The sequence below is a fragment of the Mesorhizobium sp. M0018 genome (assembly GCF_040323955.1).
Lineage (GTDB): Bacteria > Pseudomonadota > Alphaproteobacteria > Rhizobiales > Rhizobiaceae > Mesorhizobium.
Genome location: NZ_JAMYVL010000010.1, coordinates 123,259 through 138,865 on the forward strand (window position 1 = coordinate 123,259; position 15,607 = coordinate 138,865).

Below are 15,607 nucleotides of genomic sequence, written 5' to 3' on the forward strand. Positions count from 1 at the left end.
GGAATTTTTTTCCGCAAGCCTTCAGCCGCCGGCTTCGGCAACCTCCCGGAAGAACTCCTCCGGGCTGTCGATCTCGGTCAATCGCCGTTTCTCGATCAGCCAGAAGCGGTTGCCAACCGCGCGGATGAAGGAGCGGTCGTGCGAGGCAAGCAGGCAGCTCGCCTGATGTTCCAGCAATTCCGCTTCCAGTGCTTCCTGACCATCGATATCGAGATGATTGGTCGGCTCGTCGAGTAAATAGAAATTGGGATTGGCGAGCCTCAGCGCCAGCATCATCAGCCGCGCCTTCTGTCCGCCCGACAGCACGCCGATCCTGCGCTCCTGCATGTCGATGCTGACGCCGGCGCCCGCCAGCAGCGAGCGGGCGCGCTGCTCGCCGACATCGAATCTGCGCGAGAGCATCGCCAGCGGCGTGTCGTCGCCGCCGATGCCCGACAATGCCTGGTCGCTATAGCCGAGCACCGTCGACGGCGGCACCTTCAGGCTTCGCGCCGCCGTTTCCGGCTCGACGATGGCGTTCCGGATCAGGCCGATCAGCCGTGACTTGCCGACGCCGTTACGGCCGAGCAGGACGATGCGGTCGCCTTGGCAGATGTGGCGCTTGCCGGTGCTGAACAGAACCGTGCCGTCAGGTGTTCCGACCACCAAATCGTCGAGCGTGATCAGTACCTTGGCATGGCTGCCGCGATTGGCGAGCTTGATCGCGCCCGCCGATCTTTCGCGGTGTGCCGGCGCTGCCGCTTCTTCCAGACGCTCTGCCCGCTGGTTGAGCTGCTTGGTCTTGACCGTCAAAAGGTCGCTGCCGGAATTGATGCCGATATTGTTGAGCTTGGCGGCCTGCCGGCGCAGCTGCTGCGCCACTTTCATGTCGCGCTGGAATTTGCGCTCGGTCGAGGCATCGACTTCGCTCAATGCGTCCCTGGCTCGTGAATAGGGCAGCGAGAATACCGGCGACTGTTCGGGGCGCAGGAACAGCGTCCGGTTGGTCGTAGCATCGAGAAAAGCGCGGTCGTGGCTGGCAATCACCAGCGGCACCTCACGTGGCAGCGCGTTCAGCCAGGTCTCGACCTGGCTGATCTTGCCGAGATCGAGGTGATTGGTCGGCTCGTCGAGAAGCAGGACGTCGGGGTCGGTGACCCAGACGCGGGCGATCAGCGCCAGCCTTTGCCAGCCGCCGCTCAAGGCACGCATCGGCCGCGCTCGCATCGGCTGCGGCACGTCGAGCGAGTCGAGAACCACGTCAACGCGCCATTGCTCGCTTTCGGCCTGCTCGGCCGGCAAGGCGTCGGCCACCACCTCATGAAAGCTACGCCCGGCCAAGGCTGCGGGGACGACTTGCTCGACATAGCCGACGCGCAGGCCGCGCGTGCGTGTGATGTCGCCGGAGGTCGGTTCCATCTCGCCGGTCAGGCATTTGAGCAAGGTCGACTTGCCGCGGCCATTGGCGGCAACGATGCCGAGCCGGTCGCCGGTGCCGATGGTGAGGTCGAGGTTGGAAAACAGCGGCGCATTCAGGGTGACGCCGAGGGATTTGAGGCTGATCAGGGCCATTTTGATTTCTCTGGTCTTGCCGGAGCCCGGCTCATGCACTTTGACGGTGCACGTGCCAGCCATTAGGCTCGGCATTGCGCACCACGAAGGGCAGACCAAAAAATCGAAGCGGGGAAAAACCCGGACCGTCCCTGGTCAGCCCTGCAAGCTAGCTCGCAGGGCAGAGACAGGGCCGCGCTGACGGTGGTGAGAAAATAACACGCAGCCCTCCTTTCAAGACGTTCGAGTTGTAGAAACTGGCTACACCAAGGGTAGGGCCGATGGCAAGTGGCTAGGCTCCCCCTTCTCCACTTGTGGGAGAAGGTGGCCGCGAAGCGATCGGATGAGGGGTGCTCCAGCTTGGCACCGACGGCGATCCGTCCAGGACCCCTCAACCGTCTCGGCGCTGCGCGCCGATCCACCTTCTCCCCCAAGGGGAGAAGGGAAGCTCGCTAGCGTCCCGGCCGTCCCGTCTTGCCGGGACGGCGCTTTTCGCGGCGGGCGTCGGCGGGGTCTTCGTAGGAGCCGATGCCGGCGCGCTGGCGGACAATTGGTTTACCCGGATCGCCGTGTTCCTTCGCGCCCCCCTCTGCCCTGCCGGGCATCTCCCCCACACGGGGGGAGATCGGCTGTGGTTTCGCTGGCACCTTTCCTTCGACCGGCTTTTCCGTCCGCCGCACGGTCATCTCGTCGAGCGAGTTCTTCTTGAATAGCGGCTTGGTCGGTTCGCCCGGGATGCCGAAGTCGGAGCCGTGCGCCTCTTCGGCCGACTGCTTCTTGAACAGCGAACGCGACACTGCGCCGGCCGGGGTCGGCATATCCGTGCCCGGCCCCATGGCGTCGAGCGAGGGCTTCGAAAACAGCGGCTTCTTCACCGGCACGGCGCCGTCGGCGCCCATCTCGTCGAGTGCCGGCTTGCGGAAGAGGTTGGGCCGGGCCGCCTCTTCGGCCGAACGTGCCTCGTCGAGCTTGCGGAAACGCTCCTGTTCCTCCGATGTACGGTGTTTGGCCACGCCCTTGTTGTGCTTGCCCTTTTCGCGGCCCGAGACCGGGCTTTCCATGTCGGCATATTTGGCCAGCGGATCGTCGGAGATGGACAGCTCCATCTCGCGCAGCCGCTTGATCTCGTCGCGGATACGGGCTGCCTTCTCGAAATCGAGATTGGCGGCGGCATCGCGCATCTGCTTGTCCAGGGCGTCGAGATGCGCTTTCAGATTGTTGCCCATCATGGCGCCGGCGCTGTCGGTGAACTGCGAGATATCGGCGCGGACATGATCTTTTTCGTAGACCGAGTCCAGGATGTCCGAAATGCGCGACTTGACCGATTCCGGGGTGATGCCGTTGGCCGCGTTCCACTCCATCTGCTTTTCGCGACGGCGGTTGGTCTCGGCCATTGCCCGCTCCATCGAGCCGGTGATCTGGTCGGCATAGAGGATGACCTTGCCGTCGACGTTTCTGGCGGCGCGGCCGATCGTCTGGATCAGCGATGTCTCGGAGCGCAGGAAGCCTTCCTTGTCGGCGTCGAGAATGGCGACGAAGCCGCATTCGGGAATGTCGAGGCCTTCGCGCAGCAGGTTGATGCCGACCAGCACGTCGAAGGCGCCGAGGCGCAGGTCGCGCAGGATCTCGATACGCTCCAGCGTGTCGATGTCGGAGTGCATGTAGCGCACGCGAATGCCCTGCTCGTGCAGGTACTCGGTCAGGTCCTCGGCCATGCGTTTGGTCAGCACGGTGACCAGCGTGCGGTAGCCCGCCTTGGTGGTCTCGCGGATTTCGCCGACGACGTCGTCGACCTGCGTCTTGGCCGGGCGCACTTCGACCGGCGGGTCGATGAGGCCGGTCGGGCGGATAACCTGTTCGGCGAAGACGCCGCCGGACTGTTCCATCTCCCAGGCGCCGGGCGTCGCCGAAACCGCGACGGAGAGCGGGCGCATGGCGTCCCATTCCTCGAAGCGCAGCGGCCGGTTGTCCATGCAGGACGGCAGGCGGAAACCATACTCGGCCAGCGTTGCCTTGCGACGAAAGTCGCCGCGATACATGCCGCCGATCTGCGGTATGGTGACATGGCTTTCGTCGATGAAGACCAGCGCATCGTCGGGGATGTATTCGAACAAGGTCGGCGGCGGATCGCCCGGCTTGCGGCCGGTCAGATAGCGCGAGTAATTCTCGATGCCGGCGCAGGACCCGGTCGCCTCAAGCATCTCCAGGTCGAAGCGGGTGCGCTGCTCAAGCCGCTGCGCCTCAAGCAGGCGGCCAGCCTTTTCAAGCTCTTGCAGGCGATACTTCAGTTCTTCCTTGATCGACTTGATGGCTTGATTCAAGGTCGGGCGCGGTGTGACATAGTGCGAATTGGCGTAGATCTTGACGCTCTTCAGCTCGCCGGTCTTCTGGCCGGTCAGCGGATCGAACTCGGTGATCGCCTCGATCTCGTCGCCGAACAGCGAGATGCGCCAGGCGCGGTCCTCGAGGTGGGCCGGGAAGATCTCGATCGTGTCGCCGCGCACCCGGAACGAGCCGCGGACGAAGTTGATGTCCTGGCGCTTGTATTGCTGGGCGACGAGGTCGGCGAGCAACGCGCGCTGGTCGAGCCGGTCGCCGATCTGCATCTGGAAGGTCATCGCCGTATAGGTCTCGACCGAGCCGATACCGTAGATGCAGGACACCGAGGCGACGATGATGACGTCGTCGCGCTCAAGCAGCGAACGCGTCGCCGAATGGCGCATGCGGTCGATCTGCTCGTTGATCGAGGATTCCTTCTCGATGTAGGTGTCGGTCCGGGGCACATAGGCCTCAGGCTGGTAGTAGTCGTAGTAGCTGACGAAATACTCGACGGCGTTTTCCGGGAAGAATTTCTTGAACTCGGAGTAGAGCTGCGCGGCCAACGTCTTGTTGGGCGCCAGGATCAGAGCGGGGCGCTGCGTCTCCTCGATCACCTTGGCCATGGTGAAGGTCTTGCCCGAGCCCGTGACGCCGAGCAGAACCTGGGTGCGGTCGTTGCTGTTGACGCCCTCGACGAGATCCTTGATCGCGGTCGGCTGGTCGCCGGCGGGCTCGAAATCCGAGACCATCCTGATGGCGATGCCGCCTTCGGATTTTTCCGGCCGGGCGGGACGGTGCGGCGTCCACAGCACGCCGTCCTTGTGCAGCGGATTGCCGGATTCGATCAGCGCCGACAGCGCCGCGACGGTGGCGGTGACGCCGCCGGAAGCCATGGTCTCGGCTTCTTCCAGGGAGACATCGAGGCCAGCGACAGGGTTGAGACCGGCCGCAGTGCGCTCCCGCGCCGAAGCCGCGCCGCCCATCGAGGTACCGCGTGCCGTACGGCCGGGGGAAGAGGAGCGCTCGGGGATTTTCTTGGCAGACTTGGCGCCTTCCCTCCCCCTCGAGGGGAGGGTGGCGGCGGAGCCGCCGGGTGGGGTCGGTGCGGCAGTACTCGACGTTCCTTTGCGTCCCGCGCTGCCTCCGGCGACCCCCTCTGTCGCCTTCGGCGACATCTCCCCCTCGAGGGGGGAGATTTGGCGCCCTTCCTTCTCGGCTTCCTGCTCTATCTGCTCGGCCCAGTCGGCGATCGAGCCGGTCAGCGGGGCGCCGGTGAACTCGGTCTGCGGCGCCTCGGCAAAGCCGCCCTTGTACAGGGGCTCCGACGCATCGAGGAAATCGGTCAGCGGACTGCGCCGCTTGGGCGGCGAAGCGCGCTCGTCATTCGCCGGCGGCGGCGTTTTCTTGTCGGAGAGTCTGGCCATGGCCCCGAATATGGGAGGTATCGGCCAAAATGGAAAGAGCGGAGTGGTGAAGGGTGCCGCGCGCAATTTGGCTGCTGACAGCAGGCTGTCAGGAGCAACGTCGAAGTGCGCCGCTCAATTAAACCAAAGCGCGAACGTCAGAAACCCGGCGCCGCCGAACTGGCGCTGGATCTGGTTGAACTCCTCGCTGGTGAGAGTCTTGCCGCGCTCGAGATAGGGCGCGATGGCCGGGCCGGTGATCGACAGCACCAGGTCGAAGGGCTTCGGCTCGTCGAAGAAGCGCTTCATGTTGATGCCTTTGTCGGCGATGCGGAAATGCGGCAGCAAGGTGCGGCCTTCCAGCAGATCCTCGGCCATATCAAGGGCGGCGAGCCAGGCCTGCACCTGCTGCTCGCCGACTTCGAGGCCGGTGAGCGGGCTGGCGCCTTTCTGCTGCGGGCCGGGCAGCCATTCACGGTCATTGTCGGTCTCGGCGCGGATGGCTTTCCAGTCCTCGCGCGACAGCCGGATCATTTCCATGAGATGGCGGCGTGCCGCTTGCCGGCGCTCAGGCTCGACCACTTGCCAGTTAATGAGATGCACCAGGGAGATGAAATCGGCTAGGCGCCATTCGGACGTCAGGATGCCGCCATTCGTGCCACCGTCCAGCGGCACGAGCGTATCCTGCAGCGGCAGTTTTGCGCGCGGGAACAGCATGTGGAAGGAGCCGTCGAACGTGTTTCTGAAATCATGCGCCAGCCAGAAGTCGGCCTGCGCCATCAGGAACTCGGCATAGCCCTGCAGCCAATAGCCGTCGGCGCGGTCGAAGCGGAAGGTGAGGGCTGGTGCGGCCGCGTCTGCCGCACCGCCGCCGCGTGACAGAGATGCCATGATCGCCGCGGCGCTTTCGTCCGGCGCGATCGTGCCGTCCTCGTTGAGGTCGATGCCGAGGCGGGTGAGGTCGATGACCATGCCGATGTCGGCGTCGGCGGGTACCGAACCCAGCCTGGCTGCGGATTTCTCCAGCCGGTCGCGGAAGGCGACGAGAATGGCGCGGAATTGTTCGTAGGTCAGCGGCTCGGGATTGGCATTGTCCGGCACCGGCAGCCGCATCAGCGGCAGCATGAAGGATTGCGGGCTGTCGAAACCGTGGCGGTGCAGACCGCCGGCCAGGATCTCCAGCGCGGTGAAGAATTCGCCGGCGCCGGCGGCGTAGGCGGCTGCCGGATCGCCTGGCGCGGCGGCTTCCAGAGCGGCAAGAGCGCTGTCGCGTTCGGCTACGATTTTTGCCTCGAACAGGGCCGCCGCTTCGGGAGCCGCGGCGCTGGGTAAAGCCAGCGGCAGGAGAAGAATGATGGCGCACGCCACCAGCCTGGAAAAACGCTTCATCGTGATCGCCCCTTTTGTCGCTCCGCAGTGGATCATACACGCATTTGGTTCGCTGCGCCTGTGGCCCTGTGGTTCACCCACAACAGTCGACGCTTCAATCAATCCGGCGGACGGTCTACACAAGGCAAACGATTGGACGTCGCGTGTCGAACTATCCGCTTTCCTATAAACTGTCCTGGCTGCCACGCTTCCTCCGGCCTTCGCTCGACGGCGACGCGCGCGGCTTTGCGCCTGCGGCAGCGACTCTGATCGAGCCGCCGCCGGCACGGGTGGTGCGGTTGGCTTTCGTCGGCGATATCTCGGCGGTGGCCAATCGCAGCGCGCCAGACTGCGATCCGGCGATTGCGGCACTGCTTGCCTCGGCCGATCTGGTGGTCGGCAATTGCGAAAGCCCGGTGGTGGAGCGGCCGAGCGCTGTTTGGGGCACCAGGCTCGGCACGCACCACGCGATGAGCGAGCGGTTCCTTGCCGAGGCGCTGGCCGCCGCCGGCATTTCGCGTGAAAAACTGGTGCTGTCGCTGGCCAACAACCATGTGCTCGACCAGGGTATTGCCGGCTTCGACGAGACCGTCGCCGCGCTGGAGCAATTAGGCATCCGCACGATCGGCAGTGCGGCTCCGGTCGAGCGGTTTGCGGTTGGTTCGCTGACCATAGGCCTTGCCGCCTTTACCTTGTGGCGCAATACCGACGAGGCTCAGTTGGCGGGCCGAGTCTCGATGCAAGCCGATCCGACGCAATGGCCGCACGCTGCCGTTTCGGGTGTCGACCTCCTCTGCGCGGTGCCGCATTGGGATTGGGAATTCCGGCATTTTCCACGTGCGAAGACGCGGGCAATGGCGCGACTTCTGGCCGAACATGGCGTCGGCCTGATCGCCGGGCATCATGCCCATGTCGTGCAGCCGATCGAGCGGATCGGCAAGACGCTCGTCGCCTATGGGCTCGGCGATTTCATCGGCACCGCCTTCGCGCGCCAGCCATGGCCCGGCCGCATCGGCGCCATTCTCGTCGTCGACATCAGCGACGATCCCGGCACGCGCGGGGCCATCGCCGCCTACCGGCTGCATGCCTTCATGCGGCTGCGCGCCGGCGATCACGAGCGGCTGATGCCGGTTGAAACGCTGGCGGGAAAATCCAGGCAAAGGGTTCTGGCCCGCCTCGATGCGATCTTCGGTGCCGGGCGCTGACAGCTGCGCTGACGCGGTCCACCAAACCGGCTATCATGCCCAACGCGGGCGGGCTTGTGGGGCGGGTGGGTGATGGAAACTGCGGATTTCATGCCGAGCAAAGCGGTGATCGCCGGCCTCAGGAAGGACATCGAGGCCTACGAGGCGCAAAGGGCTTCGGCCTATCGCCGGACGCGCTGGCGGGTGCCACTTTTCATCGGATCGGTGGTTGTCTTCGTGGCGCTGGTGGCCTGGCTCTTCAACGGGGTTGCCGACCCCAACGAGCAGTGGTTCTCGACCCCGCATGTGTTCCTCTATATCGGCGGGTTCCTGGCGGCGATCCTGCTCTATCTCCAGGCGATCAGGCCAGCGCGCAAATTGCAGCAGACGTTCCGCAACAGTTTGCTGCCGATCGTCTTCGGCTTCATCCAGGACGTGCGCTATCAGCATGGCGTAACGCCGAACTCCTTCGATCGGCTGCCGCGCGAGACGATTGGCGTGTTCAACCGTTCGTATTTCGAGGACGTCGTCTCCGGTCGGTATGAAGGCTTTGCGTTCGAGCTCTACGAGGTGACGCTGCTGGAGAGGAACGGCAAGACCACATCTCAGGCGTTCAAGGGCGTCATTATCGCGTTCGACACCATTGCGCCGTTCCCGGGAATCTTGGTGGCGGCGCGCCGTGCCAATATGGTGGTAGGTTTCTTCCGAGGCATGTTCGGCAGCAAGACGGAACAATTGTCATGCGGCCTACCCGAACTCGACGCCGCCTACGAGTTCCACACCGACAACATCGAAGCGGCGCGGCCGCTGGTGACCGGCCGGCTGGCGCAGGCGCTCGAATGGCTTGGCGAAACATGGCCGAAGGAACCGGCACGCGTCGCGCTCAACGGCAGCGACGGCTTTCTGCTGCTTCCGCAGACGAAGAACTTCTTCGAACTGCCGGACATCTCTGTGCCGCTCGACTATGCCAAGCATGTTGCGCCGATGATCGCCGACATGGCCACGATCCTGGCGACCGCGGCACTGGTCCGCAAGATCGGCGTGAAGGATGTAGAAGCCGGTTGAACTAGAATTCAGCCGTCAGCAATCGAAGCCATAGTTTTGGCGATAATAGTCGGCGTCTTCCTTCGACATTTTTTTGAAGAGAACGCAGACAGTGAAACTTCCCACCCGGCGGCCGTTCTTCATGTAGCCCCAGTCGGAAATATCGTCCCGGCTGAATTCGATCTCCTGGCCTGCCACGACGTTGTGCACGGTCTGCGGCTCGTTGTCCAAGGTTCCTGCAAATCCGGCCGCCGTCCGGTGGAAGGGAAAGACCCAGAAATGTTCAGTGGCGTCCCCGTCCCTGACCACGACTTTCAATTGGAAGTCGGCCGTTCCGGATGGCGGTGCGTCGGCCAATACCAGGAAGTCGTCGAGGCTGGCACGCGCCTGCTCGATAGCGGCCGCCATCTCCGGATCGTCGCCAGCTACGCTGACGACCTTGTCGTCGCCTTGACCAGGAGTCTGCGCGTCGGCTGATGCCGGAGCAAACGCAAGCAACAGGGCAAGCGCGATACGGGCTGCAAGCTTCATGATGCGACTGCTTTCGACATTTTCGCCAGGCAAACCGGATCATCGTTCGCCGAACGTCTGATTGGCAACTGGTTTTTGTCTCCATCAGGCGCTATTCCTGGGGCAGTGGGGTGGGGCTATGGTCGAAGAACGCAAGGGGTTTCGCCTGTCGCGGCGGCTGCTGCTGGGTACGACCGTGGTCGGAGGCGCGATGCTCTGGGGCGGCACGACCGTGGCGCGGCTGGCGCGCGGTCCGTCGGGGCAGAAGAATTCCGGGCGCATCGCCGACATTGACGGAATCGACCTGGCGCAGAAGCCGCTGGAGGGCCCGCCAGCCTACGATCCGGCGCTGCCATGGCTGACCAAGGGCGGCAACATCAACGATGCCAGCGGCCTGTCGATGACACCGGTCTACGGCGTTATCGAAGTCAGCAAGGAAGACCACATCGCGAGCGCGCTGGCCTTTGCCCGCGCCAATGGCCTGAAGGTCTCGGTCGCGGCGGTGCGCCATTCGATGGGCGGCCACGCCTTCGACGACAACGCGCTGGTCCTCGACATGCGTAAATTCAACAAGGTCAGTATCGACCCGGCTGCAAAGACGATGACCTTGCAGCCGGGCGCGCGCTGGCACGACATCCAGAACCTTTTGCACCCGCACTTCGCGGTGAAGGCGATGCAGTCGACCGACATCTTTTCGGTCGGCGGCTCGCTGTCGGTCAACGCGCATGGCATGGACCACCAGGCCGGCTCGGTCGCCGGTTCGATCCGATCGATGCGGGTGATGCTGGCGGACGGTTCGGTGACGACCTGCTCACCGGCCGAAAATACCGAGCTGTTCCGCCACGTCGTCGGCGGCTACGGCCTGTTCGGCGTGGTGCTGGAGGCGACACTCGACATCGTCGACAACGCCGTCTACCGGACCTCGCGCGAGATCATAAAATCGGACGATTTCCCGACGTTCTTCGCCGAGGTTCTGGAGCCAAACAGGGCGATCGGTCTGTTTTATGGGCATCTGTCGACTGCGCCGGGCAATTTCCTCGAGGATATGATCGTCTACCGCTATGACAAGGTCGCCGACCAGCCGCCGGCCGACCAGCCGGCAATCGGTGAACCGGGTTCGGTCGGGCTCAAGCGGGTGATCATCAACCTGGCGAAATGGGGCAGCCTGTTCCAGGAGCTGAAATGGTTCACCGAAAAGACGCTGGAGCCGCAATTCGAGAGCTGCACGGTGGCGCGGACGACGGCAATGGGCGAGGGCGAGGCCTGCCTCGTCACGCGCAACCATCCGATGCACGATTCAGTGCCCTATCTGTTCAACGGTCTGCTCGATGAGACCGACATCCTGCACGAGTATTTCATCCCGCGGGCGGCCTATAACCCGTTCATCGCCGAAGCGCGCGAGATCCTGCGCAACCAGACCCTGCCGGTGCTCAACGCGTCGGTACGCATCGTCCACAAGGAGGATGTGGCGCTGAATTATGCGCCGGAGCCGGCCTATTCGCTGGTGCTCTACATCAATCAGCCGACAAACGCTGACGGCAATGCCAGGATGCGGGCGCTGACAAGGGCGCTGATCGACGTGACGATCAAGCATGGCGGGCGTTTTTTCCTGCCCTACCAGCTCCACTACACAGGCAAGGAGCTGCTTGCCTCCTATCCGGAACTGCCGTCCTTCCTGGCGAAGAAGCTGCAATACGATCCGGGCGAGCTGTTTTCGTCGATTTTTTATCGCGCCGTCAAGGCACTGATCGGCACGGCCTGAAGCGGCGGCTACAAACCGTCAGGCAGCTTCGCCGCCAGCCAGTTCGCCGAACGCCTGGCGATGCCGATCGTTGCCGATGCGGCGCGGCCGAGATCGGTCTTGACCACGGCGTAGCCGGCCTTCGTGCGGTAGACCACGGCGCGGCCGCCATCGACCGCCGCTTCATAGGCGACCGGCCGGACGGCTTCCGTTTCCGTCGCCGTGGCCTGCGTTCCGACCGCAGCACTGGGCCGATGGCTCAGTTCCGGTGGCAGCGGGTCTGTCGCGGCCGTACTGGCCGTCGTCAATTCAGGCTCGGAAGCGGTCGCAGCGAGCTGCGATGACGAAGACGAGTTCTGTGTCCGGCAGATGCCGGAGACCAGCGGATAGTCGAAATTGCGCTCGTGCAGCATCTGGCTTTTCATCGCCGCTTCGCATTCGGCGATGGTCGACCATTTGGCGGGCGTCTCGCCGATATATTCGCAAAGCCTGGCGTCGCAATCGCAGCCGACGATGGTCATGGCGACAAGGGCGGTCTTGATCACGGTCGTGTCCCTCCGAGTTGCCTGGCACATGTGCGCAAGACAACGTGTCTACGGCATCATCAATCGTTGCGGAACAAGGCGGGATTTGGCCGCGATTGTGGAATGAGCGTGACGGAGCATCACGCAACGTCCTGCCGAGGCCGGCTGTGACCGAAAGGCCTCAGTAATCGTAGACATGCTCGAGCCTGGCGCCCGCCGTCATCAGCGCCGGCAGAACGATGTGCAGCTTGCGCACGGCGACGGTCAGGCCGGTGCGGCGCGTCGAAGGTTCCGCCGGAAGCGGGTAGCTGAACAAGGTGCGTGCGCCTTCGGGAACATTGATCTCGTCATTGGAAAGCATGGTGACCATGATCTCGTCATTGCCGCCGATCTCGACGAAGGAGACGCCCTTGCCGATCAGGCGCGGGATCATGTCGGTGAACACCTGATAGCGTCTGGTGACGAAGATCGCGCCGTCGGCGCCGAGATCGCGCTCCAGCAAGGTGTCGGGTTCGTTGCGCGTCACCTCGCCGACCGGACCCTTGGCCCAGACATGAATATCGAGCAAGGCGGGATCGGTGGTGGCGGCGAGCGCCGACTTGATCAGATCGGCATAGCCCTGCTTGATCGTGTCGGCGAGGCCGAAGGCGAGCTTGCGTTCGCTGGTGCGGACGGCGCTGTCGTCCGCTGCCGGCTGGACGGCAAACAGGCCGGCACGCTTTTCGGCATAGGGAAACTGGTACCACGGCACCTGGTCGAGAAAACCGGCATAATCGGCCGCCACCTTGGCCTGGTAGATGTCGACGGCGGTGCGCTTGCCGGCTGTCGCTTCGGTGACGCGGCCGATCGTATTTTCATAGGCCCACTGGATGGCGTGCTCGATCGTGTGGCTGGTGCCGATGACCACCAGCATCTGGTGGTTGTCGAGGTTGAACTTGTAGGTGGAGCTGGCGCGGATGACCATCGCATAGTCCTGCCAGAAGCGGCCGATATAGGAGAGATAGGGAAAACCGCTCGGCTGGTTCTTGTCGACGAAGCCGGCATATTCGCGGGCGGCGTAGACGATGGCCCATTCCGGATAGGTAAGAAAGGTCGATTCCTCCGGCCGCTGGTAGCCGGGGATCTCCGCACGGACCTTGTCGGCCAGCGCCTTTGGCGGGGCACCCTCGGCGACGCCCGGCAATGGCGTTGTGTCCAGCGACGGCGTCGTGAGAAAGCCGTAGGCCAGCCCGGCGATCGGGATCAACACGACAATGACGACGAGCCAGAGGATCGCCTTGATAATGCGCTTTAGCCAGCGGAACAGGAACATGGCCGGTCAGGCCGTGGCGAAATGGTCGTACACACGTTTCGACAGCCAGAACCCGACGTAGACGGCGAAGCCGCCGATGACGATGTGCGGCAGGTTGGCGAAGAAGCGGGCCGGGAATTCGATGTCGTTCAGGGAGCGGAAGCCGTTGATGAAGATGCCGCCATCGAGGCAGCCGGAACCGGTGATCAGGCCGAGCACGCCGTCGAACAGATAGACCGAGCCGAACAGCTTGAAATAGAACACCGCCTGGCGGTGCGAGATGAAGGCGGCGGCCAGCGCCCAGACGCCGGAGAAGGCGTGCAGCAAATCGTCGTACCATTGCAGCGAGAACAGGCCGAACAGATTGCCGCCGGCGTCGTTGAAAGCCGGCACATAGCCGATGGCAACAACGCCGAAGAACAGGAAAGCATAGGCAACAGCAAGCTTCTGGATGAGCGTCATGAAATGTCCCCCTGCCGTCAGCCCCTTTAAACGGCCCCCGACGACAAATGGATAGTAGCTGATTTTGGCGCAGCGTGAAGCGTCGCCGGCAAAATCGTCAGGCGGGGCCACAAAGACAGTCGGCGCCGGGATTTCTCCCAGCGCCTCCCTGTCAGATCAGGACACGGTCGCGGCAGCAACTCCCGAAAGATGTCGCGCCATGCCGGCCTTGATTTTGACGGTCCTGCCAGTCGCCACCCGAGGGCAGCGTCCGTTCCGGACCACGCCGGTCTCCACTCTTGCGAGCTTTGCCCAGCGCGCCATCGAAGGTTTTTGCCGTCCTTCATGGCAGCATCGGTCCGCCGTCGGCGTTCGCACGCTTTCCGCGGCCCCGTAGGTCTCGGCGTCCATCCCTCCAACAAGCAAGCCTGTTCTCGTTCAGGGCCGTACGGGCCTCAGGAAATCCGCCGTTCCGCTTTGCCTTTCGGCGTGGCGATCGGTAGCCGCCTGAGATGGGTTTTAACGTACGTCGGATAAGCGTTTGGCGGAACTGCCGCATGCCTGTGGATAGCGGGATTATCGGGGACTGACCCTGCCAAAATAGCGACTTTCCGATCTCTGCCGCCGCCGGTCGGGATTTGCCGCCTCGATGCCGAAGCCGCATTGTCGGGTAATCGACCCTTGCCCCGCAGGCCGGCGCGGGCTTCAATGCCGGCAAATGATTGGAAGGCGTGTTCGATGGCCTTGGGGAGGCAGGCTTGAAGGTCGCGGTGGTTCTCAATCCGATCGCCGGCGGCGGCAGGCTCAAGCGGCATTGGCCCGAGGTTGCGGCTTCGCTGAAAAGACATTTCGGTGATTTCGAGCTGCGTGAAACGCAGGCCGAGGGGGATGCCGAACGGCTGGCGCTCGACCTTGCCGCCATCGGCTTCGAGCTGGTGATCGCGGCCGGCGGCGACGGCACCGCCAGCGAAGTCGCCGACGGGCTGCTGAAGGCTTTCCGGGAAAGCGGCCGGACGGCCGAACTCGGGCTGCTGCCTTGCGGCACCGGCATCGACTTTGCCCGCGGGCTCGGCCTGTCGAACAATGTCGATCTGACGCTGAAGCGGATTGCCGAGGCAAAGCCGCGCAAGGTCGATGCCGGCTGCATCAGCTATGTCGACGACCATGGCGCACTGGCCAGCCGCCATTTCATCAACATCGCCAGCCTCGGGCTTTCCGGCGCTACCGACCGTGCCGTCAACGCCGACAGGCGCAAGGGCAAGGTTTCGGCCAAGGCACTGTTCTACTGGCGCACGGTCTGGGAATTCCTCCGCTATCGGTTCCAGGAGGTTGCGATCACCATCGACGACGGTGCCCCGGTTGAGGCGCGCATGGCATTGGTGGCGGTGGCCAACGGCAAATTCTTCGGCGGCGGCATGATGATCGCGCCCGACGCCGAGCTTAACGACGGCGAGTTCGACATCGTCATCCTGCGCGCCGCCGGCAAGCTGAAGCTGATCTGGGACATCCGCCTGCTCTATGGCGGGCGGCACCGCAACCATCCTGCGATCACCATCCTGCGCGGCAAGAAAGTGGTTGTCGAGCCGCTCGGCGATGTGCAAAAGAACGCCGCGCTGATCGACGTAGACGGCGAATCGCCGGGTCGCATACCAGCGACTTTCGAGATCCTGCCCGGCGCATTGACGCTGAGATATTGAATCAAGGTGTTGAGACTTTGAATCCGGTCGTTACCGCTTTGATTCCGGAGATACATTCAGCGCTTTGAAATTGCTGATATTCTGCCTGATGTCAGACACCCCGGTCGGGCCAGTTGGAACGGACATGAATGTTCTCGACCATTGAATACACCGACAGTCATTTTGACGGGGTTGATACGCTTTGGCGGGACGCATTCCCCGATGACAGCCCTTGGAACGCGGCTCATATTTCGATCCCCGAGAAGCTGAGATATCAGCCGAACCTCTTTTTGGTTGTGCTTGAATCTGGCCGGGTCGTCGGTTCGATCATGGCTGGATACGATGGCCACCGGGGCTGGATTTCCCGGATCGCCGTCCTGCAATCCCATCGCCACAAGGGGATCGGCGAGGCCCTCATCCACGAAGCCGAAAAACGGCTCGCCGCCCTTGGCTGCGTAAAGATCAACCTCCAAGTTGTCGCTTCCAACTCAGCGGGCCTCGGATTCTACCGCAAGTGCGGGTATGAGGTCGAGCAGCGCGTGAGCATGAGCAAACTGCTCTCCAAGGCCTGAGCTG

General features: G+C 63.5%; 12 protein-coding genes. 5 read left to right on the forward strand and 7 right to left on the reverse strand.

Features of this window, described 5'->3' with window-relative positions:
- Positions 1-21 precede the first annotated feature (21 nt).
- The 3 genes from NKJ81_RS16310 to NKJ81_RS16320 form a co-directional block, all read right to left on the reverse strand.
- Entirely contained in the window at positions 22-1,551 is a 1,530-nt protein-coding gene (locus NKJ81_RS16310) for an ABC-F family ATP-binding cassette domain-containing protein (RefSeq protein ID WP_352541023.1), read from the reverse strand.
- Positions 1,552-1,982: 431 nt separating this feature from the next.
- Positions 1,983-5,273, reverse strand: a complete 3,291-nt coding sequence (gene uvrB, locus NKJ81_RS16315) for an excinuclease ABC subunit UvrB (RefSeq protein WP_352541024.1) — start codon at positions 5,271-5,273, stop codon at positions 1,983-1,985.
- 114 nt (positions 5,274-5,387) lie between these two features.
- Positions 5,388-6,641: a hypothetical protein gene (locus tag NKJ81_RS16320; RefSeq protein ID WP_352541025.1), complete on the reverse strand. Its 1,254-nt coding sequence runs from the start codon at positions 6,639-6,641 to the stop codon at positions 5,388-5,390.
- A 143-nt stretch (positions 6,642-6,784) separates the two neighbouring features.
- Here NKJ81_RS16320 and NKJ81_RS16325 point away from each other — a divergent pair, with 143 nt between their 5' ends.
- Both NKJ81_RS16325 and NKJ81_RS16330 read left to right on the forward strand, forming a co-directional pair.
- Positions 6,785-7,825, forward strand: coding sequence for a CapA family protein (locus NKJ81_RS16325; RefSeq protein ID WP_352541026.1), 1,041 nt, complete (start codon positions 6,785-6,787; stop codon positions 7,823-7,825).
- Positions 7,826-7,897: 72 nt separating this feature from the next.
- Positions 7,898-8,869, forward strand: a complete 972-nt coding sequence (locus NKJ81_RS16330; protein WP_352541027.1) for a hypothetical protein — start codon at positions 7,898-7,900, stop codon at positions 8,867-8,869.
- A 15-nt stretch (positions 8,870-8,884) separates the two neighbouring features.
- On the opposite strand, the gene NKJ81_RS16335 is transcribed toward NKJ81_RS16330, so the two are convergent.
- Complete coding sequence (locus NKJ81_RS16335) at positions 8,885-9,379, reverse strand: YegJ family protein (RefSeq protein ID WP_352469768.1); 495 nt, start codon at positions 9,377-9,379, stop codon at positions 8,885-8,887.
- Between the two features lie 118 nt (positions 9,380-9,497).
- On the opposite strand from NKJ81_RS16335, the gene NKJ81_RS16340 reads away from it, so the two are divergent.
- Positions 9,498-11,120: an FAD-binding protein gene (locus tag NKJ81_RS16340; RefSeq protein ID WP_352541028.1), complete on the forward strand. Its 1,623-nt coding sequence runs from the start codon at positions 9,498-9,500 to the stop codon at positions 11,118-11,120.
- Between the two features lie 8 nt (positions 11,121-11,128).
- On the opposite strand, the gene NKJ81_RS16345 is transcribed toward NKJ81_RS16340, so the two are convergent.
- The 3 genes from NKJ81_RS16345 to NKJ81_RS16355 form a co-directional block, all read right to left on the reverse strand.
- The gene (locus tag NKJ81_RS16345; protein ID WP_352541029.1) at positions 11,129-11,644 is read right to left on the reverse strand and encodes a hypothetical protein; all 516 of its coding nucleotides are present in this window, start codon (positions 11,642-11,644) and stop codon (positions 11,129-11,131) included.
- A 160-nt stretch (positions 11,645-11,804) separates the two neighbouring features.
- Positions 11,805-12,935, reverse strand: a complete 1,131-nt coding sequence (locus tag NKJ81_RS16350) for a hypothetical protein (protein WP_352541030.1) — start codon at positions 12,933-12,935, stop codon at positions 11,805-11,807.
- A 6-nt stretch (positions 12,936-12,941) separates the two neighbouring features.
- Positions 12,942-13,376, reverse strand: coding sequence for a DUF4383 domain-containing protein (locus NKJ81_RS16355; protein ID WP_352541031.1), 435 nt, complete (start codon positions 13,374-13,376; stop codon positions 12,942-12,944).
- Positions 13,377-14,113: 737 nt separating this feature from the next.
- On the opposite strand from NKJ81_RS16355, the gene NKJ81_RS16360 reads away from it, so the two are divergent.
- Positions 14,114-15,052, forward strand: coding sequence for a diacylglycerol/lipid kinase family protein (locus NKJ81_RS16360; RefSeq protein ID WP_352469773.1), 939 nt, complete (start codon positions 14,114-14,116; stop codon positions 15,050-15,052).
- Positions 15,053-15,180: 128 nt separating this feature from the next.
- Positions 15,181-15,603 (forward strand): GNAT family acetyltransferase, encoded by a 423-nt coding sequence (locus NKJ81_RS16365; RefSeq protein ID WP_352469774.1) that lies wholly within the window; start codon positions 15,181-15,183, stop codon positions 15,601-15,603.
- Positions 15,604-15,607: the final 4 nt, after the last annotated feature.

Bases quoted from the DNA above. Each gene is read 5' to 3' on its own strand.
- uvrB (WP_352541024.1), bottom strand. From the start codon at position 5,273: ATGGCCAGACTCTCCGACAAGAAAACGCCGCCGCCGGCGAATGACGAG.
- NKJ81_RS16310 (WP_352541023.1), bottom strand. From the start codon at position 1,551: ATGGCCCTGATCAGCCTCAAATCCCTCGGCGTCACCCTGAATGCGCCG.
- NKJ81_RS16320 (WP_352541025.1), bottom strand. From the start codon at position 6,641: ATGAAGCGTTTTTCCAGGCTGGTGGCGTGCGCCATCATTCTTCTCCTG.
- NKJ81_RS16330 (WP_352541027.1), top strand. From the start codon at position 7,898: ATGGAAACTGCGGATTTCATGCCGAGCAAAGCGGTGATCGCCGGCCTC.
- NKJ81_RS16340 (WP_352541028.1), top strand. From the start codon at position 9,498: ATGGTCGAAGAACGCAAGGGGTTTCGCCTGTCGCGGCGGCTGCTGCTG.
- NKJ81_RS16355 (WP_352541031.1), bottom strand. From the start codon at position 13,376: ATGACGCTCATCCAGAAGCTTGCTGTTGCCTATGCTTTCCTGTTCTTC.
- NKJ81_RS16350 (WP_352541030.1), bottom strand. From the start codon at position 12,935: ATGTTCCTGTTCCGCTGGCTAAAGCGCATTATCAAGGCGATCCTCTGG.
- NKJ81_RS16335 (WP_352469768.1), bottom strand. From the start codon at position 9,379: ATGAAGCTTGCAGCCCGTATCGCGCTTGCCCTGTTGCTTGCGTTTGCT.
- NKJ81_RS16365 (WP_352469774.1), top strand. From the start codon at position 15,181: ATGTTCTCGACCATTGAATACACCGACAGTCATTTTGACGGGGTTGAT.